The 19,215-nt window shown below is 42.4% G+C and carries 16 protein-coding genes; 6 read left to right on the forward strand and 10 right to left on the reverse strand.

Annotated elements, in window-relative coordinates:
• Nucleotides 1-276: 276 nt before the first annotated feature.
• On the reverse strand, nucleotides 277-1,683 hold the full coding sequence (gene rlmD / locus FD724_RS03145) for a 23S rRNA (uracil(1939)-C(5))-methyltransferase RlmD (protein WP_179071554.1): 1,407 nt from the start codon (nucleotides 1,681-1,683) through the stop codon (nucleotides 277-279).
• 309 nt (nucleotides 1,684-1,992) lie between these two features.
• On the opposite strand from rlmD, the gene FD724_RS03150 reads away from it, so the two are divergent.
• Nucleotides 1,993-2,478 carry an allophycocyanin subunit alpha-B gene (locus FD724_RS03150; protein ID WP_012407637.1) on the forward strand — a complete coding sequence of 162 codons (486 nt, stop codon included), beginning with the start codon at nucleotides 1,993-1,995 and terminating at the stop codon, nucleotides 2,476-2,478.
• A 541-nt stretch (nucleotides 2,479-3,019) separates the two neighbouring features.
• Here FD724_RS03150 and FD724_RS03155 read toward each other — a convergent pair.
• Entirely contained in the window at nucleotides 3,020-3,340 is a 321-nt protein-coding gene (locus FD724_RS03155) for a hypothetical protein (protein ID WP_179071555.1), read from the reverse strand.
• Nucleotides 3,341-3,854: 514 nt separating this feature from the next.
• On the opposite strand from FD724_RS03155, the gene purL reads away from it, so the two are divergent.
• Together purL and purF are read left to right on the forward strand one after the other, a co-directional pair.
• Complete coding sequence (gene purL / locus FD724_RS03160) at nucleotides 3,855-6,230, forward strand: phosphoribosylformylglycinamidine synthase subunit PurL (RefSeq protein ID WP_179071556.1); 2,376 nt, start codon at nucleotides 3,855-3,857, stop codon at nucleotides 6,228-6,230.
• Nucleotides 6,231-6,400: 170 nt separating this feature from the next.
• On the forward strand, nucleotides 6,401-7,900 hold the full coding sequence (gene purF, locus FD724_RS03165) for an amidophosphoribosyltransferase (RefSeq protein ID WP_179071557.1): 1,500 nt from the start codon (nucleotides 6,401-6,403) through the stop codon (nucleotides 7,898-7,900).
• 290 nt (nucleotides 7,901-8,190) lie between these two features.
• Here the strand turns inward: purF and FD724_RS03170 are convergent, their stop codons facing one another.
• The 5 genes from FD724_RS03170 to FD724_RS03190 form a co-directional block, all read right to left on the reverse strand.
• Nucleotides 8,191-8,700, reverse strand: a complete 510-nt coding sequence (locus FD724_RS03170) for a GNAT family N-acetyltransferase (protein WP_199346327.1) — start codon at nucleotides 8,698-8,700, stop codon at nucleotides 8,191-8,193.
• Nucleotides 8,700-9,017: a DUF1778 domain-containing protein gene (locus FD724_RS03175; RefSeq protein WP_256874435.1), complete on the reverse strand. Its 318-nt coding sequence runs from the start codon at nucleotides 9,015-9,017 to the stop codon at nucleotides 8,700-8,702. The genes FD724_RS03170 and FD724_RS03175 overlap by 1 nt, the downstream gene beginning before the upstream one ends.
• Nucleotides 9,018-9,236: 219 nt before the next feature.
• Complete coding sequence (locus FD724_RS03180) at nucleotides 9,237-9,518, reverse strand: hypothetical protein (protein WP_012407641.1); 282 nt, start codon at nucleotides 9,516-9,518, stop codon at nucleotides 9,237-9,239.
• Between the two features lie 65 nt (nucleotides 9,519-9,583).
• On the reverse strand, nucleotides 9,584-10,630 hold the full coding sequence (locus FD724_RS03185; RefSeq protein ID WP_012407642.1) for an ABC transporter permease: 1,047 nt from the start codon (nucleotides 10,628-10,630) through the stop codon (nucleotides 9,584-9,586).
• Nucleotides 10,631-10,696: 66 nt separating this feature from the next.
• Nucleotides 10,697-11,215, reverse strand: coding sequence for an adenine phosphoribosyltransferase (locus tag FD724_RS03190; RefSeq protein WP_179071558.1), 519 nt, complete (start codon nucleotides 11,213-11,215; stop codon nucleotides 10,697-10,699).
• Between the two features lie 430 nt (nucleotides 11,216-11,645).
• On the opposite strand from FD724_RS03190, the gene FD724_RS03195 reads away from it, so the two are divergent.
• Together FD724_RS03195 and FD724_RS03200 are read left to right on the forward strand one after the other, a co-directional pair.
• Nucleotides 11,646-12,272 carry a DUF3038 domain-containing protein gene (locus FD724_RS03195; protein WP_114084563.1) on the forward strand — a complete coding sequence of 209 codons (627 nt, stop codon included), beginning with the start codon at nucleotides 11,646-11,648 and terminating at the stop codon, nucleotides 12,270-12,272.
• Entirely contained in the window at nucleotides 12,269-13,699 is a 1,431-nt protein-coding gene (locus FD724_RS03200) for a DUF4335 domain-containing protein (RefSeq protein ID WP_179071559.1), read from the forward strand. Before FD724_RS03195 ends, FD724_RS03200 begins: the two co-directional genes overlap by 4 nt.
• Before the next feature lie 68 nt (nucleotides 13,700-13,767).
• Here FD724_RS03200 and FD724_RS03205 read toward each other — a convergent pair whose 3' ends face one another.
• Nucleotides 13,768-16,035, reverse strand: coding sequence for a transglycosylase domain-containing protein (locus FD724_RS03205; RefSeq protein ID WP_179071560.1), 2,268 nt, complete (start codon nucleotides 16,033-16,035; stop codon nucleotides 13,768-13,770).
• 430 nt (nucleotides 16,036-16,465) lie between these two features.
• Here FD724_RS03205 and FD724_RS03210 point away from each other — a divergent pair, with 430 nt between their 5' ends.
• The gene (locus tag FD724_RS03210) at nucleotides 16,466-17,116 is read left to right on the forward strand and encodes a hypothetical protein (protein WP_179071561.1); all 651 of its coding nucleotides are present in this window, start codon (nucleotides 16,466-16,468) and stop codon (nucleotides 17,114-17,116) included.
• A gap of 200 nt (nucleotides 17,117-17,316) precedes the next feature.
• On the opposite strand, the gene lspA is transcribed toward FD724_RS03210, so the two are convergent.
• Together lspA and FD724_RS03220 are read right to left on the reverse strand one after the other, a co-directional pair.
• A complete protein-coding gene (gene lspA, locus FD724_RS03215; RefSeq protein ID WP_012407648.1) occupies nucleotides 17,317-17,793 on the reverse strand; it encodes a signal peptidase II in 477 nt (158 codons plus the stop codon).
• 94 nt (nucleotides 17,794-17,887) lie between these two features.
• Nucleotides 17,888-18,475 carry a biotin transporter BioY gene (locus tag FD724_RS03220; protein ID WP_012407649.1) on the reverse strand — a complete coding sequence of 196 codons (588 nt, stop codon included), beginning with the start codon at nucleotides 18,473-18,475 and terminating at the stop codon, nucleotides 17,888-17,890.
• Between the last annotated feature and the right edge of the window lie 740 nt (nucleotides 18,476-19,215).

The raw sequence follows: 19,215 nt of genomic DNA on the forward strand, positions 1-19,215 counted from the left end.
GAAAATGCTAGGGAGCATTAGCCCTATAGTATGAGTTGAGATTGTTTGGATATATAACGGCTGCAATAGTTTTGATAATGATGTTAGCAACTTAAAAAGATGCTAGTAATTTGACCGAGTATTGGGATACTCTAGTTAATTGCCGATTTCTCATTTACACAATCCAATTCATATTTATAAGAACCTATGCAACTTGAATTTATTTAAACGAAAAGGAATTTTTATTTTCAGCTTAATTCAATTTTAGCATCTTTGGTATGCACTAGACTAAAATTTTCAAATTTCAGTTTTTGTAAAGGAATTACTATCCTTGTGCAAATGTGATAGCACAAGAAATGCGGCAGCTTCAACATGAGCAGTTTGAGGAAAAAAATCAGCAGGTTGTACCCGTGTGATGGTGTATTGTCCATCTTCACAAAGCAATTTCAGGTCACGGGCGAGGGTAGCTACTTTACAACTGACGTAAACTATCCGAGATGGTTTCAGTTGCCGTAAAGTGTCGATGACTGCGCGATCGCACCCCTTACGTGGCGGATCGAGTATTACTACTTCTGGTATTATGCCCATTTTGGGAAGCAATTTCTCTACTGCCCCGACTTGGAATGTCACATTATCAATTCCGTTACGGTGGGCATTCAAAATAGCTTGTTCTACTGCTGCTGGTTGCACTTCTAATCCTGTAGCAATACGAACTTTTTTGGCGAGGGGTAAAGTTAAAGTCCCAATACCACAGTAGGCATCAACTAGCAACTCATGCCCTTGAAGATTGAGTTCTGATTGAATTATCTGCAATAGTGCCTCTGCTGTTTCTGTATACACTTGGAAAAATGTATCTGGGCGTACTTGAAATTCCAGTCCAGCAAAGTTTTCACGCAGGTGGGGGACTCCAGCGATGCAACGAGTTTCTGATCCGAATATAGCATTTGTGCGATCGCCATTGCGATTGAGCGACACTCCCACTAACTGCGGATAACGCTTTAACCATTCCTGTGCTTGGGTTTCAATTCCTGATAAATTCCAGTCTTTTACGACCAAAGTCAACAACATTTCTCCAGTGTGTCGGCCAATGCGTAAACCCAGATGGCGAATTTTTCCCCGATGGTGCTGTTCGTCATAAATTTGCCAACCTTGTCGTTGAATATCTTGCTTAACTTCGGCAAGTAAGGGATTTAATCGCACATCTTGAACTGGACATTGATTTAAATTAATTAATTGGTGACTACCTTTTTGGTAGTAACCAGCTTGTACCTGTCCTGTTGTCGATATGCCCAAAGGATATGTAGATTTATTACGGTAGCCTAAAGCAGAAGGGGCAGCAAGTACCGGATCTACTGGTGGTTGGACAAAACCGCCAATGCGCTCTATTGCTTGGATAACTTGATTTTGCTTGGCTACTAGCTGGTAGTCATAATTAACATGCTGCCACTGGCAACCACCGCATTTGTCCGCCACAATACAATTGGGTCGGATACGGTGGGAGGATGGCTCTAATAGCTCCTGGAGCTTCCCGTGGGCGTATTTTGGTTTCACATGAACCAAGCGGATAATGGCGCGATCGCCCGGTACAGTATCTGGGACAAACACTACACGCTCATCAGCGCGTCCCACCCCATCACCTGTATCACTCAGGTTAGCGATCGTCACTTCAATTAATTCACCCTGTTGCCAAATTATTTTAGTCATTTGTCATTTGTCATTTGTCATTAGTCATTTGTTATTGGGCATGAGGCATTGGGCAAAACAGTTCCGTTAGCGATAGCGGGGCGTTTAGCCCGTGCTGTTAGCGGATAGCTAAGGTTTAGCCCGTGAAGAGTTAGGAGTTACGAATTCTTCCCCTGCCTCGCCTGCTCCCTCTGCCTCGCCTGCTCCCTCATCCCCTCTTCCCCATTCCCCAAAAGTTTCAATTCAATACATAAGTAGCTCCTATCTCTTCACTTGTGTACCTCCGACTCGCTAAACTAACAGATAATATTTCAGGTGATTTCAATCATCATGACTGTAATTAGCCAAGTTATTCTCAAAGCCGACGACGAACTGCGTTATCCCAGCAGTGGCGAACTTAAAAATATCAAAGACTTTTTGCAAACCGGGGTACAACGGACACGGATTGCGGCAACCTTAGCCGAAAACGAAAAAAAGATAGTTCAGGAAGCAACCAAACAACTTTGGCAGAAGCGTCCTGACTTTATCTCCCCCGGAGGTAATGCTTACGGAGAACGCCAACGCTCTCTATGTATCCGTGACTTTGGCTGGTACTTACGTCTAATTACTTATGGTGTGCTTGCTGGCGACAAAGAGCCGATTGAAAAAATCGGTTTGATTGGTGTGCGGGAAATGTACAATTCATTGGGCGTTCCCGTGCCTGGAATGGTAGAAGCGATCAATTCCCTCAAAACAGCCTCTCTTGGCTTATTGAGTGCGGAAGATGCTGCTGAAGCAGCACCCTACTTTGATTACATCATTCAAGCGATGTCTTAATACAAAGTGTGTGTTGGTTCTAGGAGTATACTTACGGTCTAGTAGAGTGAGTGCAAGATACTAGCACTCGATAGGGATAAGATACCGAATTTGATCATACCCTCCCCACAATTGGTAGTGGCTGTGGCAAAATATCTGTCAAGTTACCAACCAGTTGTGGGGAAATTTATTTAAGTAGATAGTTATGGGGCATTTCTCAAAGGATGAAGGATATACAGACATAAAAAACCGACAGTCCTTAGTTAAGGCTGTCGGCAATTAAGTGTGTTCCCTATTAATGACTCGGCTAGAGTTCAGTTGTCATTAATTATGCCTAGTTAGCGATCGCAGAGAGACGATCATAATCATAGATATGTGTGATTCTCGTCACTTGATTGTTACAGCTAAACTGCATACACCCGAATAATCTCTGAGTCTTAGTAAATCTATGCAAATTTGGAACTAAGAATATATACGCTAGTAGATAATTTGTCAGGTTAAGAGCAAATAACACCGATTAGACACTTACAACGTAAAACACGAGACGCAGGAATTCACAAACCTATGCCCCGTTTGCCAAACTGCTGTAGCAGAAAGAGCTATCTGCAAAGACAAATTTCTCAAAGCCTGTCGTAGACAAGCTAATGGAGTTTCCATTGCTGTTGAAAGTGATATTGGCATTCCCACCCTCAATGGAGCCGCCGATGCCGCCGATGCTACCAGTACCCGTGCCCTGAACGGTGTCATTCCCTGAGCGCGTACAAATGAAACCTCCAGTTAAAATATCAATACCTATTGCTGGAGATGCATTTAATTGTTCTCCAATCAGAGTGTCAGAACCGGGGGTGCCGATGAAATTGGGTGGAACGGTAAGTTTAGGCATGATCAAAATCCTCGCTATTAGATTTAGTGCGGTCAATTTACTAATTGGAATGAGTAGTTTCTCAAAAAAATAAATTTCCAGAATCCTTTCTTCAAAAGCCACTCAGTGATTGAGTTTGCTGTTATATGAGTCACTTCAAGCGAATGAAATGCCAACGAGATAATTTAGATTGCAGGGCATTAAAACTTGCGATCGCATCGCATCCTATGAATTTTTTCTGCATTCAACTAGTAGAGCATCTGACAGGCTGATAGCCATTTCTATAATCTGGAAATGACCTATGCATATTACAAGGGAATAAAATTTTATTACTTCACTTTTATCAGTATATTTACCAGTAATTCAGCGTTGAATACAATCTCTCTTTAGGTGTACAAAAATATGTATCTTTAAGTAAATTTATTTATTTTTTTTAATTTTTAGCGTTATATAGTTATGAACTATGCTAATAAATCCACCTACAGGGCAAGTAAATCGGTAGAATAATGCTCTGTACAATTGGTGCATAATTTCCATGACCGCCACATCTCCTGCTTTTTTTTCCCCTCAAGAAATCGCTGCTGAAGGTCTTAAACCAGAAGAATACGCAGAAATTGTCCGTCGGTTAGGCCGTCATCCCAACAAAGCTGAACTGGGAATGTTCGGGGTAATGTGGTCAGAGCATTGCTGTTACAAAAATTCTCGGCCTCTACTCAAACAATTTCCTACTGAAGGGTCCCGCATCCTCGTAGGGCCTGGTGAAAATGCTGGTGTTGTAGATTTGGGTGACGGACTCCAACTAGCTTTTAAAATTGAATCTCACAACCACCCATCAGCTGTAGAACCATTTCAAGGTGCAGCAACGGGAGTAGGCGGTATTCTTAGAGATATTTTTACAATGGGTGCGCGTCCCATTGCTCTATTAAATTCCCTGCGTTTCGGTTCTCTAGAAGATGCCAAAACTCAAAGGTTGTTTCAAGGTGTAGTGGCTGGGATTTCACACTATGGTAATTGTGTGGGGGTACCCACCGTTGGCGGCGAAGTTTACTTTGACCCAGCTTATTCTGGTAATCCCCTAGTGAATGTTATGGCACTAGGATTAATGGAAACCCAGGAAATCGTTAAATCTGGGGCATCTGGCTTAGGAAACCCCGTGCTGTATGTTGGTTCTACCACTGGGCGCGATGGTATGGGAGGCGCAAGTTTTGCTAGTGCAGAATTGAGCGATCAGTCAATAGACGATCGCCCTGCTGTGCAAGTAGGCGATCCATTTTTGGAAAAGTCGTTAATTGAAGCTTGTCTAGAGGCGTTTAAAACGGGTGCAGTTGTCGCCGCCCAAGATATGGGAGCAGCCGGAATCACCTGTTCTACTTCAGAGATGGCGGCAAAAGGTGGAGTAGGAATTGAACTAGATTTAGACAAAATTCCCGCAAGAGAAACGGGGATGGTTCCTTATGAATATTTGCTTTCGGAATCTCAAGAAAGAATGCTGTTTGTTGCCCATAAAGGGCGTGAGCAAGAATTAATCGACATTTTCCACCGTTGGGGGCTTCAAGCCGTTGTCGCTGGTACTGTCATCGCTGAACCCATTGTGCGGATTCTTTTTCAGGGTGGAGTAGCAGCAGAAATTCCCGCCGAGGCTTTGGCGGAAAATACCCCACTATATAACCGTGAATTGCTGGCAGAACCGCCAGAATATGCTCGTCAAGCTTGGGAATGGACTCCTGATTCTTTACCTGCTTGCACAACCTCTGGCATAGAATTCAAAGGAGGTGTGCAAAATTGGAATGATATTCTGTTAACTTTGCTCGATACACCCACGATCGCATCTAAGAACTGGGTATATCGTCAATATGACCATCAAGTACAGAATAATACAGTCATACTACCAGGTGGCGCTGATGCGGCTGTTATCCGGTTGCGCCCTCTTGAAGAAATTCCCAATCTCAAATCTAAAATCCCAAATCTAAAATTAGGGGTGGCAGCAACAGTCGATTGCAATCCTCGTTATGTTTATCTTGACCCCTACGAGGGAGCTAAGGCAGTGGTGGCAGAAGCTGCACGCAATCTTAGCTGTGTGGGTGCAGAACCTCTGGCGGTGACGGATAACCTAAATTTTGGCTCTCCAGAAAAACCAATTGGTTATTGGCAATTAGCAGAAGCTTGTCGCGGTTTGGCGGAAGGTTGCCGAGAATTGGCGACACCAGTCACAGGTGGAAATGTCTCTTTATACAATGAAACCCTTGATTCTCAAGGCATTCCCCAACCCATTTATCCCACTCCTGTAGTGGGGATGGTGGGCTTGATTCCCGATATCACCAAAATTTGTGGACAAGGTTGGCAAGCATCCGGCGATGTGATTTATCTTCTCGGATTGCCTCTAGCATCCAAAATCAGTTTGGGAGCATCTGAGTATTTAGCTACTATCCACAATACTGTTGCCGGAAAACCGCCACGGGTAGATTTTGACTTGGAACGCCGCGTCCAAAAAGTTTGTCGGGAAGGAATTCGTAATGGTTGGATACGTTCAGCCCATGATTCTGCTGAGGGGGGAGTGGCGATCGCACTAGCCGAATGTTGTATTGCTGGAAACCTTGGTGCCGAAATCAATTTAGAAATAGCAACAACGCAGTTAAACCGCCTGGATGAGGTACTGTTTGCCGAAGGTGGTGCCAGAATTTTAGTCTCTATAGCATCAGAACAACAAGAAATTTGGGAATCATACTTACAGGAACATCTGGGTCAAGAATGGCAAAAACTCGGTATAGTCGATAATTCTCACATCGGTTTGGGGGTTTTCACCACTGATAACCAAACCTTAATCAAAGTTACGATCGAAGAGATGAACGATCGCTATTTCCATGCGATCGCTAGGCGTATCGCCAACCAAACCACTATTTCTGAGTCCTGAGTATTTAGACTTCACTCAGAAATCAGCACTAATCACTCAGAACTATTAGCGTCTCTGGGCATAATTACGGTACTGTTTTAATAGATGGTTAAAGATTTATTAAGAAATCAACAACTATCTATAGACATAATCCCAGTGACTTGACCCCCCCCACCAGGAGCAAAGCTAGCATGATATCTATTCATTCTGTCACTTCGGATGAATACCCCGACCCTACCAACAACCCAATCAATAGTCATGAAAATCAGCCTGACAAGCCAGAAGAAGCTTGTGGTGTTTTTGGCATCTACGCACCAGGAGAAAACGTTGCTAAACTGACCTACTTTGGATTGTATGCCCTCCAGCATCGGGGTCAAGAATCAGCTGGGATTGCTACCTTTGAAGGTACAAAAGTCCATCTCCACAAAGATATGGGCTTGGTGTCTCAAGTTTTTAATGAAACCATCTTGGATCAATTGCCTGGTAGCCTTGCTGTTGGTCACACTCGTTATTCCACCACAGGTTCTAGCCGCAAAGTTAATGCCCAACCCGCAGTCCTGGAAACTCGCTTAGGTTCACTAGCTCTTGCACACAATGGTAATTTAGTCAATACAGTGCAACTACGTCAAGAGTTGCTTGAGAAAAAATACAACTTAGTCACCACAACAGACTCAGAAATGATTGCTTTTGCGATCGCAGAAGCAATCAATGCTGGTGCGGATTGGCTAGAAGGTTCAATTCAGGCATTCCATCGTTGCCAAGGAGCCTTTAGTTTAGTTATTGGCACTCCTAACGGTGTTATGGGTGTCCGTGACACCAACGGTATTCGTCCTCTAGTAATTGGGACTTTAGCAGGTAATCCAGTTCGTTATGTTTTGGCATCCGAGACTTGTGGTTTAGACATCATTGGAGCCGAATACCTGCGAGATGTAGAACCAGGTGAATTAGTTTGGATTACTGAAGAAGGTTTAGCTTCCTATCATTGGAGTCAACAGCCCCAAAGGAAATTGTGTATCTTCGAGATGATTTACTTTGCCCGCCCTGATAGCATTATGCACAACGAGAGTTTGTACAGCTATCGGATGCGGTTAGGACATCAACTAGCTAAAGAATCTTGTGTCGATGCCGATATAGTCTTTGGTGTTCCTGATTCTGGTATTCCTGCTGCGATCGGATTTTCTCAAGCTTCTGGTGTAGCTTACGCTGAAGGACTGATTAAAAACCGCTATGTTGGACGAACCTTTATTCAGCCAACACAAACCATGCGCGAGTCAGGTATCCGCATGAAACTCAACCCACTCAAAGATGTGTTGGCGGGTAAACGAGTAATTATTGTTGATGACTCCATTGTTCGTGGTACTACCAGCCGGAAACTAGTCAAAACCTTGCGTGAAGCGGGTGCAGTGGAAGTACACATGCGGATCTCTTCCCCACCAGTAACTCACCCCTGCTTCTATGGCATTGATACCGATTCTCAGGATCAGCTGATTGCTGCTACCAAGTCAGTAGCGGAAATTGCCAAGCAACTAGAAGTAGACAGCCTCGCCTATCTCAGTTGGGAAGGAATGCTAGAAGCGACACGAGAAGACACCAATAGTTTCTGCTCTGCCTGCTTTACTGGAGATTATCCCGTGGCGATTCCTGAGCCAGTGAAGCGTTCTAAGTTGAGTTTAGAAAAGGTAGTGGTTTAGGGGCTAGTAGTATTAGGGACATTAGGGAGTAGAAGGAGGAAGGGGTGAGTAACAACTCTTAACTCTCAACTCCCAACTCCCAACTAATGCCCCATTTCCACTCAAGCTAAAATAGGGAAATCCCCTAACAAAATACAACTTTGCAGAATTGCCGTAATTTTTTAGTATTCGCAATTTTTAATAAATAGTGATGAACACTAATTTGGCGGATGCCTAGTAGGGGTTGAGGTGTATCTTGTGTTTAAATTTAAAATCCTCTTAATTCACTTGTGCAGAATTTGGAGGATTAATTAATCTATAAGGTTTGCTCGAATATCTTTTAAAGTCATCATTAGCGTTAATGGTTCTATTGGCGAGGGTTGAAACCCGTATTTTAAATAAAATCTTTTGGCTTCTTCATCCTTAGCATGAACCAAAACACATCTAATACCCGCCATTTGGGATACTGTTAAAGTACGAATAATAGCATCTTTTAATAAACCAGACCCTATACCCCGTCCTTCCCATTTAATGTCTACAGCAAGTCTTCCGATAAGCATACACGGTATAGGGTCTGGTGCGTTCCGTTTAGCTTTGCTAACAGCTATTAAATGAATTACAGAAGCAGTTGCTAAACAGTAATAGCCTATTACTTTATTTTCAATAGTTACTACAAAAGTTCTAGCCGTATCTCCCTCATTTTTCAAAGCTTTCTCCTTCAGCCAATTATTCAAAGCTTCTGATTTAGATTCAAATTCTAATACATCATGCTTAAGAGTAAGTGGCTGAGGAGGATTAATAATTTTTGTTTGTTTCATCATTAATCCCAAGGAGATTTAGCTGTTAATAATTTACGAATTTCTTCATTTGTTTTAGGTGGTGAGTCCAAAATAGCAAGGAATTTTTGATATCTTTCCTCGTCTAACGCAAAGAAAGTCTTGTTACAGATGACTTTTTCTGCTTCTCGACAGGCAACTTCTAACATAAAGTCAGAACGGTTCTTGCCAAGAATCGATGCAGCATTATCAATTAAATCCCGTTGTTGTTCTTGAACTCTAATATTAATTACTTGGTTACGACCAAGGTTATCCATTTTAGAACGGGCAAGCATTGGGTATCTTCCATGTGTGTGTCTCATTTAGCATTGCTGAATTAAGTTTCAAGCTTTATTCAGCAATGCTTAATATCTAATATAGAATATTGTGTATACAACGTCAACACAAATTTTATGGTTTAATCAGTTGTGTAATTACGGATACTTGCCATAGACAAGAGGACTTTTCAAATATACTCTTAAACAAATTAGCAAGCGATGTCTGACGACAAGCCGAAGGAGCATTTACGCTAATCCATAAATTTAACTGTGCTGCAAAAACTCAACCTTTGGTAATAACGGGTCAGTCACAATACCCACACCGCTAAAACCCCAACGTTTGAGCAGGTTTCCCAACTGTGTACGTGGAATAGATTCCACAGTAAAGCGGTTTGCAACTTCTGCTGCGTGGGTGTTGAGATAGCTAAGGGCATCAAAGTTTTCCTGAAACAGTAATAAATAACCTGATGTTTCGGTGTCAGGACGAGCTATCAAATAATTACCGTCAGTTTTTGAGCGCACCAAGTAATAGACTTCGGACAGCATGGAGATGGGGATGGGGAGAGTGGTATTAAACCAATGACCAATGACAAATGACCAATGACCAATGACTAATTGAGATTTTCTAGCCGAATACGTGGATCGGCGGCTTTTAACATCAAATCGGCAATTAAATTACCAGCAATCAGCAACACTGCGCCCATTACCAAGCTTGCCATTAACAAATATAAATCTTGAGCTTGTAAAGCCTGTAGAGTCAACCTTCCTAAACCGGGCCAGTTGAAGAAAAATTCGGCAATGAAAGCACCGTTTAATAAACCAGCTAATTCAAAACCCAATAAGGTAATCAAGGGATTTACGGCGTTACGAAGTGCATGAACGTAGATGACGCGGTTTTCTGGCAGACCTTTGGCACGAGCCGTTTGGATATAATCTTGACGCAGCACATCCAATAATTCGCCGCGAGTGATGCGTTGTAAACCAGCAAAACTAGTAATTGAGAGGGCAATCGTAGGTAAAATCATGTGCCAGCCGACATCTAAGATTTTGCCAAACCATGTTAGTTCTGAGTGATTGATGCTAGTCATGCTACCCACTGGGAATAACGGCGAGGTGATTTGGGCTAAAACCAGCAGCGCTAAGGCAGTTATGAAACTGGGAAAGCCTTGTCCGGCATAGCTAATAACCTGTAAAAGCCTATCTGATAGCTTATTTTGGTTAACAGCAGCAAAAATCCCTAGAGGGATGGCGATCGCCCATGTGACAATTAAAGATGCGATCGCTAATAGCAAAGTAGCTGGTACTCTTTCCCACAACAGCGATGCCACTGAACGTTGATAAATAAAACTCGTGCCAAAATCTCCTTTTGTCAAGATTCGCCATAACCATAGCCAAAATTGCTCTGGCCAAGACTTATCAAGACCAAACTGCCGCTTTATTTCCTCAATTCTTTCTGGAGATATCTTCGGGTTTTGCCGCAGCGTATCTACATAATCCCCTGGAGCGAGTTGAATAATGAAAAACGATAATGCTGATGCCAAAAACAGAGTCAGTAGTGCCTGCAATACCCGCTTTGCCACATAAATAAAAGTTTCGCTCGTGACTAGCCTGATTAGCCAATCCCGACCTGTCTCCAAGGAAATTCTCGTAGATGTCATTTGTCCTTTGTCCTTTGTTATTTGTTATTTGTCCTTTGCTAATGACCAATGACTAATGACAAATAACTAATATTCAATTAGAGAGATAATCGGCACGTCTGGCAGATATTTACGCCCTTCTAAATCCCGTAGCTCGATAATAAACCCAAATCCTACTAATTCGCAGCCAATCTTCTGCACTAACTTTGCTGTTGCACTCGCAGTTCCACCCGTGGCAATCAAATCGTCCACAATCAAAACTCGACTGCTTTCATGTAAAGCGTCTTGATGCAGTTCCAGACAGTCAGTACCATACTCTAGGTCATATTCAATTGAGTGAACTGCTGCTGGTAACTTACCTCTTTTGCGGATGGGAATAAAACCAGCCCCTAATTGATAAGCCAGAGGTGAGCCAAAAATAAATCCTCTTGACTCTATACCAATTACATAATCTGGTTTTATTTCAGCTTCGTTGCATTTTTGTGTTAAAAAGTCAATAGTATAGCGTAATCCCTCTGGATCGCGCAGTAATGTAGTAATATCCCGAAATAAAATTCCGGGTTTGGGAAAATCTGGAATGTCACGAACGAGAGACTTCAAATCCATAAAATGGGAATGGGGGATGGGGGATGGGGAATGGGGAAGAAGAGGAGCAAGGTAAGTATGGGAAAAAAGTATTGATTATTGACCAATTCCCAATTCCCAATCCCCAATCCCCAATCCCCAATTTTCAGATACCTGAAAAATCGTACACTATAATGTCATACGCTGGGGGTCGAAGCTTCAGCTTCGTCCTTTGTTGACGATAATTAGAATCTAAACCAAGCTAGAAAAGGTATTACATTCAGAAATGAGGTGAATTAACTTATGTTTTAAAACTTTGATTTCAATATAGGGAAAACTTTGAGTAGAAAGAGTTAAGTAATGTATATATCAGGTAGTCATGCTACTGCTACAAGTCTAATGCTTAAGTCTTGGCTACCGATCTTAAATTTGTTTTATCTAGTCTGTTGGAACCGCACAAGGTATTTATAGAATGAATGTCTCAGCAAGTTTAACGCCGTTCAACAGTCCAACTCAAGATTCATTGCCGACGATTCTGGACACTTTGCCAGATCCTGCGATCGCTTCCAAGACTTGTCCTCGGAGAACGCGGTTGCAAATTGACCTGATTTTATTGGCAATTGAAGCTTTAGAGCTTGGTGGTTCGGAAGCAATCTTGAGTTTTGCTCAAGAGTTGGATCTTAAAGGAATTGTTAAAGACAGGGTGAATTTATGGCGGATGCGTAGCTCTAACCCGCTACGGAGAGCGCATATTCGCCGTCCCTTAACTATCATGGAAGCAAAAGCTCTGGTAGTCATTGCTTGCTACATAGCGCGGCGTTTAACTGTTGTCATTCGCCAGTTATTAATGATATGTCAACAAATGGAAGAAAAGCAGATTCCATTAGAACAGAATTTGCGTCTATCTAATTACCTAGAGCGGTTTAGAGCGCATTTTAAAAGCCGGATGAATGCCCGACGTTCTGGTGTACTAGCATTAACTTCTGATGAAAAATTAGATGAGCTAGCTATAAATTTGTTAGGACAATTACTATTTTGTACTGGTACAGCTGGAATGCAGCGATTCTGGATTAGTCTTTTTGACGGTGAAGTGGAATGAATATTCAACGTAAGTACAGCCTTCCTAATTGTACACTGCTTTTAGAAGGGTTAAGTGATGTCACTAGGGCTGCACACTTCCAGGAAATGCGCCCGGAATTATCAATATTGGTAAATGCAGAATGCTATTTATCTGGTTATAATCAGCCCCTAACGGGAGGGCGGGAATTTTTTGAAAGTTTGGTGAGGGCTGTTAGTGGGTATGCCCAAGAATTTTTAAGTAGCGTACCTAATCCCCAAGCACACAATCAGGAATCGGAGTTAGTAGAGTTTCGGAAAGTTGATAGCAACCGACACAGATTAATCATCCATTCCGAAGGAACTCCAGAGGGATTCGATCACTCCAACAATTCCAAACGTCCGCCAATTGAAATAGATTTGAATACGGTGCAGTTGTTTGATTTAGTGGAAGCAGTGGATCAGTTTTTTGCTGATACCCAAACTTTACCCGAACTTTCTCTAGAACTACAACCAGTTACCAGACGCTATGGCGGTGCTAGTCAAGCTTTGGTTAGACAGGCTGTACCTGCTGCTGTGGGTGTGTCAAGTTTAGCAGTAGCTGCGATCGCCTTTAACTTGATTCCACCTCCCCAACTACGTCCACCACAGCCAATAACAGATGAGCAAAGTAGCTCTACAATAAACAATATCACTCCTCCAGCATCAGCTGCTGCAACACCCATTGCTACGGCAAGGCCCACACTAACGCCTACAGCTAATGGAAAGCCGGCAGTTAAAGATTTAGAAGCACTTTTAAATACAGTTCCAGAAATTACCGATCCATCTCAGTTACGTGCATTGAATCGTCAAGTTTACAATCAAGTTCATCCAGCTTGGGCTAATCGCTCAGGATTGCAACAAGATTTGATTTACCGTCTGGGTGTAGCTGCGGATGGTGCGATCGTTGGTTATAAAGCGGTGAATAAAGAAGCGAATCTAGAAGTAGGTAAAACTCCTCTGCCTAACGTACTTTACAATCCAGCTACCCGTCCGACCATTTCCAATGAACCAATCGCCCAATTTCGTGTAGTATTTACTACACAAGGTGTCCTGCAAGTTAGCCCTTGGCGGGGATATGCTAGAACGCCAGAGGTAGTGGGCACAAAAATTACTGACTCTAATATAGTCAAAAATTTAAATCAAAAGCTTTATAGTACAGTTCGGCAAACTTGGAGTGGCAAACCCACCTTTACGCGAGATTTGAAATATCGGGTAGCAGTCAACAAAGATGGTGTAATTGCTGACTACGAACCACTAAACCAAGTTGCCTTTGACTATTTTCGGGAAACACCCCTTCCCAAGATGTTCAATGCTATCTACGGCTCTAATGTAGCAGCCCCCAACGATAAAGAACCTCTCGCTCACTTCCAAGTGATATTCAAGCCTAGCGGCAACCTGGAAGTTACACCTTGGAGGGGATATCAATAATAATTCGTGATTCGTGATTCGTAATTCGTAATCCGTAATTTTTAACTATGAAATTACAAATTACGAATTTACCGCGTAATTCTCCGCATATAATTTCCCCACAACTGAGCGGCTTGAGCGCTGCTACCAGATGTGGGGGAATTGTTGTCGTTTCCCAGCCAAACACCAGTTACAAGTCGCCGACTTGGGATAAAACCTATGAACCATAAGTCAACGTTTTTATCAGTCGTGCCTGTTTTACCAGCTTCTCCGAGTCCAATGGCAGCACTGCGACCAGTCCCTCTGGTGATGACACCACGCATTAAACTAGTCATCTCGTCGGCTACACCACTTGGCAAAACTCGTTTGTTAGCATCTGGATCTTGGTCGAAGGAGTAAATTACACGGCAGGTTTTGATATCATTGCGATCGCTGCAATCACCACTGTCTAAAATTCGGTTAATCGCATGGGGAGGATTCCACACTCCACGATTGCCAATAGAGCCAAAAGCACCAGTCATTTCCAAAACATTGACCACACTTTGACCCAGTACTAAGCCAGGAACCGGATCGAGGTTTGACTTAATTCCCAAATTCTGAGCCATCGCCACTACTTTATTCAGCCCGATTTCTCTAGCAACTCCCAAGGCAATGGGATTTTCTGAAAGAGCCAGCCCGGTGGCAATATCTAAACTGCCAGCACCGGAACGACAGGGTTTGTAAGTGAAGCCTTGCCAAGTTAAAGGAGCGCAGGAATAACTTTTAGATGGTGAAATTCCCTGTTGAATAGCGGCGGTGTAAGCAAAGATTTTAAAGGTGGAACCTGGTTGTCTTTTGGCTTGAACAGCACGATTGAACTGACTTTTTTTGTAATCAGTTCCGCCTACCATTGCCAGGATGCCACCTGTACTGGAGTCAAGAGTTACCACAGCCCCTTGAGAAAAATTAAAATTTCCACCACTATTGTTGACTGAATTCCGCAACGCTGATTCAGCTTGGCTCTGGATCGCGGGATCAAGTTGGGTTTCAATGATATAATTCCCTTCGTTTGCGGCTCCCTCGCCCAAGATTGATTCAAGTTCAGAGAAGACGTAACTGTAAAAATAAGGAGCGATCGTCTTAGCCTGCTGTTCACAAACTTTAGGACTAACTTGAACAGTGGAACGTCTAGCTCGGTTCGCATCTTCAAGCTTAATTTTGCCCATTTCCAGCAACCGCTTAATCACACGATTCCGGTATTCAGCTGCTTCTAGCTTATTTGGCCCATCCCCACAAAAATCAAATGCGTTGGGAGCAGGTAAAATTCCTACCAATGTTGCTGCTTCTGCCAAAGTTAATTCTTTAGCAGGCTTCTCAAAGTAATATCGGGCTGCATCCTCAAAGCCAGAGGTATCTCCCCCCAAAAAAACCCGATTTAAGTACATCAGCAAAATATCATCTTTGCTGTAAAAGGTTTCTAACTTCAGGGCGACAACTGCTTCCCGTAATTTGCGTCCAAGGGTATCCTGTCTACCTACATACTCCCGGAACAAACTGCGGGCAACTTGCTGCGTAACAGTGCTGGCTCCTTGCTGCACATCTCCGCTACGGCTATTGATCAACACAGCTCGTAAAATCCCCAGAGGGTCAACCCCAAAGTGCCAGTAATAACGACTATCTTCTGAAGCTACTACGGCAGATGGCAAATAAGGGCCAAATTCCTCTAAACGCTTCATATCTACGTGAGAGATAGTTCGAGGCTCTCTCAGAGGGGTGGCTCCATCACGAGCGTAAACAACTACTGGAGCGCGTGTAGCTGTAGGTAGGGGTTTAACTGAAAATTTCAGCCATTCTACGCCAATTACTAAAGCGAACAAGGCGCTGACACCACCAACACCATAAGCTGTCCAACTAGCAGCTTTGACATACCAGGCTGGTGGATCGACGTATTGCAATCGCACAGAAGCGGCGAGTTCTGGGGGGCCCAGAGTCAGAATATCGCCGTGACGTAGTTCTAGAGAATTAACACGACGCTTGCCACGATAAATGCCATTGGTGGAGTTTTCGTCTTTGATGACGAAAACTGGTGTGCGTTGAGTAGAATTCCGCGATAGCGATAGGTGAATTTGGCTGACAACGGGGTTACGGACGACGATATCGCTGGATTTGGAACTACGACCGAGAATATAGCGATCGCCCAACAGTGGATATACCTCTGCTTTATCCGCCCCCGCATCCTGTACCCAGAGTTCCGGTACTTTGGCATTAGGCTTGAGCGCCAGTTTGGAAAAATCAACCCTAGCTTGGATAGTATGGACTGCTTGAGTCAGTTGACCAATTAACGTTTGTGGCTTGTGAGGGGGTTGGGGAGAACTCATCGGCTATTCACATCACACTTTTTAGTGAAGAATGGGGCGAATTACAATTTTAGATGTTAGTCTTTCATCATTTTACTCATAAGCCAAAGCATAAATTAGCTATACGGGACTTTTTGCTCTAATTTATACTGGATATTACTTTTTTATCTGAGTTAACTTGTTATTTTTATCACTTAATTAAAGAAAAATAAAATTTTTTATCCTTCCTAAAAGCTTATTTTGTCTACTCATTTTACTTTAATGACTACAGGCATAGATTGAAAGCTTGTACTTATAAGCACTAATTAATAACAAACGACAGATTTAATTTTTACCAATTTTACATATCCACATATTCTGCAACAAACTTAAATATATTCATTTAGGAAGATTTTCTAAATCTTATTATCTGTTTTAATGGGCCGAGTGTTCCGTTGAGGTAAATTTCAGAATGATGGGAAAATCTCTGACCCTGATTGGTACAGCTCTATCTTTGGCTCTCACCACTAATATTGCCGTAGCCGAATCCAGTAAATCCCCCATAGCTCAATCCAGTAGCGAATCTACTAGCGCACCAACGGAAATCAAGATGTCGCCAGAAGGTATGAAAATTCTGTGCGAGTATTTTCCGCTTAACTCTCGCTGTCCCGGCGGCACAGCACTTACCCCTGGTACGGCTCCTGGTAGCACTACAGCACCAGCAGAAACCACACCTAGCACGACTCCTGGTAGCACTACAGTACCAGCAGAAACCACACCGAGTAACATCACTCCTCCCGAAAGCACTCCGGCACCAGGAACTGTTACCCCACCTGAAAGTGGAACTCCCGAAAGCACTCCAGCACCAGGAACCGTTACCCCACCTGAACCTGGCGCTCCTAGTAACTTAACTCCAGCACCAGGAACCGTTACTCCATCTGAACCTGGCGCTCCTAGCAACTTGACTCCAGCACCAGGAAGTGTTACTCCAACTGAGCCTGGCACTCCTAGCAACTTAACTCCAGCACCAGGAACCGTTACTCCATCTGAACCTGGCGCTCCTACAGAACCAGGTGCCAACTCTCCCAGTACTCCATCTACTGCTCCTGCCCCAGGTAAATAAATTAAAAGCTGGATACGTTTGACATACTAATTTACCATCAGCGATCGCCTGTGCATCTTGACTTTCTGCACCAGTTATGAGAACTGGTGTAGGATATAAATTCAAATCTCTGGAACCCATAAATCAAGTCTTCGCATATAGGACTGAGCAATGGTTTCAGTAATTAATAGCCTGGGATTAATCATCCCAGGCTTAATAGTTTAATCCAACCTACCTGTTGAAGTTGGTGTTTTTTGGAAGGAAGCAATTAACAGAAAAACAATACCAATACTAATAAAAGAATCTGCCACATTAAATACAGGAAAGCTAATTAGGCGAAAATCAAGAAAATCAACGACATGGCCTAAAACAAAGCGATCGATACCGTTGCCCATAGCTCCACCTAAAATTAAGCCATAGCCCAACTGATCCCATAAATTTAATGTTGGGCCAAACAAAGCCAACGCTATCAATACCAAACTCACTCCTAAAGATAGCCAGCGCAACCACTCTACTTTCCCACTTAACAGACTAAAGGCGGCACCAGTGTTAGTAACATAGGTGAAGTGAAATATTCCAGTTAAGAGTGGTAGTGTTTGCCCCAAACTGAAGGTTTGTACCACCCAGTATTTTGTTATTTGGTCTAGGAAAAAAGCTATAAAGGCAGCAATCCAGAAAAGGCGGTTTTTTAAACGCATGAAACTAGGGGCTAGAGACTAAGGACTAAGGACTAAGGACTAGGGGATGAGAAAATTGTAAATTTCTTGCCCCTAGCCTCTAGCCCCTTGATGACTAATAAAACATTAAGTGACGCAATATATATGCTATTACAGTAACGGCACAGACCACACTTAATTGCCCTGGTAGTGCAAACCAAGAGTATCTGAGGATTGCTTGCATCAAAGGTAAATTTTCTGTGCCTTTCCACTGAAAAATATAGCTAATAATCAAATAACTAATACCGCATAGATGCAGAGTTAACAAGCCACAGATGCAACTAAAGGCGAGAGTTTCTAGTCGAGGTCTAGCTTTAAAGGCAACTAAGCCACAAATCCAAGCTCCAGGAATAAAGCCTAGTAAATAGCCAAACTGAGACAACTTAACATAACCAATACCACCTCCATCGGCAAATACAGGTAATAAAGTTAACCCCATCACTAAATAGGCAATTTGCGAGAGCGCACCGGCATTTTTGCCCCCTAAACAGCCCACTAACAGTACTGCGCCAATTTGAAAAGTGACACCTAAAGAAAAAGTCTGAATTCCGTGCTTACTCCAATTCCAAGGAAAGGTGATGCCATAAGCTTCTAAGAAGGTACCACCCATTGTCAGGAGTAAGCCAATCATAGACCATAGTAATTGATTGGAAGCAGCAAACATTTATCAGGCAACCAGGAAAAGGCAAAAGGGAAAACCAACAGCAACTAGGATGTTCATTAGTATTAAAATGAAATTTGTGCTGACACCTCTAAGAATTAGCATATTTTTTTTTGCCTTTTTGGTATGTAACTTTTCAGTTCTACTAATTATGACTTAGGTGTCTATAGCTGTAATTTTATTGACTGAAGCGTAGTCTGATTCTGGTATTTGACCTAATACGTGGTAAAGTTAGCAAAATTTAGTATTTAAACTAAGTTTTTAGATTCAGAGCCAATTTATGCTACAAATTGTTAAAGATAGTTCTTTAATTCACTTTTTTTAGCGATCGCTCCGCAGACTCTCCATAAAATAGGCAATTTATAGTTTTCCTTCTGCTTTATCTAAAATTAGTTCACTGTCTAAACTTAGATTGTTTAGTTATGACTTTAAGTCTGCTTAGACCTATAAGCAGCAATAACTTTCACAAAATTCTAAAATTTTCTAAAATTTATTAAGCTTTAGATAATAACACAATTTGTCATTTTTTTATAGATTTTTTATCATTTGACCAAAAAGTGACGCTATCAATCAAGTTTTGCCAATTGCCAATATTTATGTAACCAAATTACTATGGTACTATTTGTAACGTGTAACTAAAGCAGCAGTATAAATTTTATCAAGCAAAAGTAAAAACGAGTGTTTGTTCTTCATCAAAAAAAAACAAGCTTTTTTTGCTTTGTTAACCTATCCTTTACCTTTAG

Origin of the sequence: Nostoc sp. C057 (genome assembly GCF_013393925.1) — a bacterium.
Classification (GTDB): Bacteria; Cyanobacteriota; Cyanobacteriia; order Cyanobacteriales; family Nostocaceae; genus Nostoc; species Nostoc muscorum_A.

What these genes read in the sequence shown, in the direction of transcription:
- rlmD (WP_179071554.1), bottom strand. Translation starts at nt 1,683, where the DNA reads ATGACTAAAATAATTTGGCAACAGGGTGAATTAATTGAAGTGACGATC.
- FD724_RS03150 (WP_012407637.1), top strand. Translation starts at nt 1,993, where the DNA reads ATGACTGTAATTAGCCAAGTTATTCTCAAAGCCGACGACGAACTGCGT.
- FD724_RS03155 (WP_179071555.1), bottom strand. Translation starts at nt 3,340, where the DNA reads ATGCCTAAACTTACCGTTCCACCCAATTTCATCGGCACCCCCGGTTCT.
- purL (WP_179071556.1), top strand. Translation starts at nt 3,855, where the DNA reads ATGACCGCCACATCTCCTGCTTTTTTTTCCCCTCAAGAAATCGCTGCT.
- purF (WP_179071557.1), top strand. Translation starts at nt 6,401, where the DNA reads ATGATATCTATTCATTCTGTCACTTCGGATGAATACCCCGACCCTACC.
- FD724_RS03170 (WP_199346327.1), bottom strand. Translation starts at nt 8,700, where the DNA reads ATGATGAAACAAACAAAAATTATTAATCCTCCTCAGCCACTTACTCTT.
- FD724_RS03175 (WP_256874435.1), bottom strand. Translation starts at nt 9,017, where the DNA reads ATGAGACACACACATGGAAGATACCCAATGCTTGCCCGTTCTAAAATG.
- FD724_RS03180 (WP_012407641.1), bottom strand. Translation starts at nt 9,518, where the DNA reads ATGCTGTCCGAAGTCTATTACTTGGTGCGCTCAAAAACTGACGGTAAT.
- FD724_RS03185 (WP_012407642.1), bottom strand. Translation starts at nt 10,630, where the DNA reads ATGACATCTACGAGAATTTCCTTGGAGACAGGTCGGGATTGGCTAATC.
- FD724_RS03190 (WP_179071558.1), bottom strand. Translation starts at nt 11,215, where the DNA reads ATGGATTTGAAGTCTCTCGTTCGTGACATTCCAGATTTTCCCAAACCC.
- FD724_RS03195 (WP_114084563.1), top strand. Translation starts at nt 11,646, where the DNA reads ATGAATGTCTCAGCAAGTTTAACGCCGTTCAACAGTCCAACTCAAGAT.
- FD724_RS03200 (WP_179071559.1), top strand. Translation starts at nt 12,269, where the DNA reads ATGAATATTCAACGTAAGTACAGCCTTCCTAATTGTACACTGCTTTTA.
- FD724_RS03205 (WP_179071560.1), bottom strand. Translation starts at nt 16,035, where the DNA reads ATGAGTTCTCCCCAACCCCCTCACAAGCCACAAACGTTAATTGGTCAA.
- FD724_RS03210 (WP_179071561.1), top strand. Translation starts at nt 16,466, where the DNA reads ATGATGGGAAAATCTCTGACCCTGATTGGTACAGCTCTATCTTTGGCT.
- lspA (WP_012407648.1), bottom strand. Translation starts at nt 17,793, where the DNA reads ATGCGTTTAAAAAACCGCCTTTTCTGGATTGCTGCCTTTATAGCTTTT.
- FD724_RS03220 (WP_012407649.1), bottom strand. Translation starts at nt 18,475, where the DNA reads ATGTTTGCTGCTTCCAATCAATTACTATGGTCTATGATTGGCTTACTC.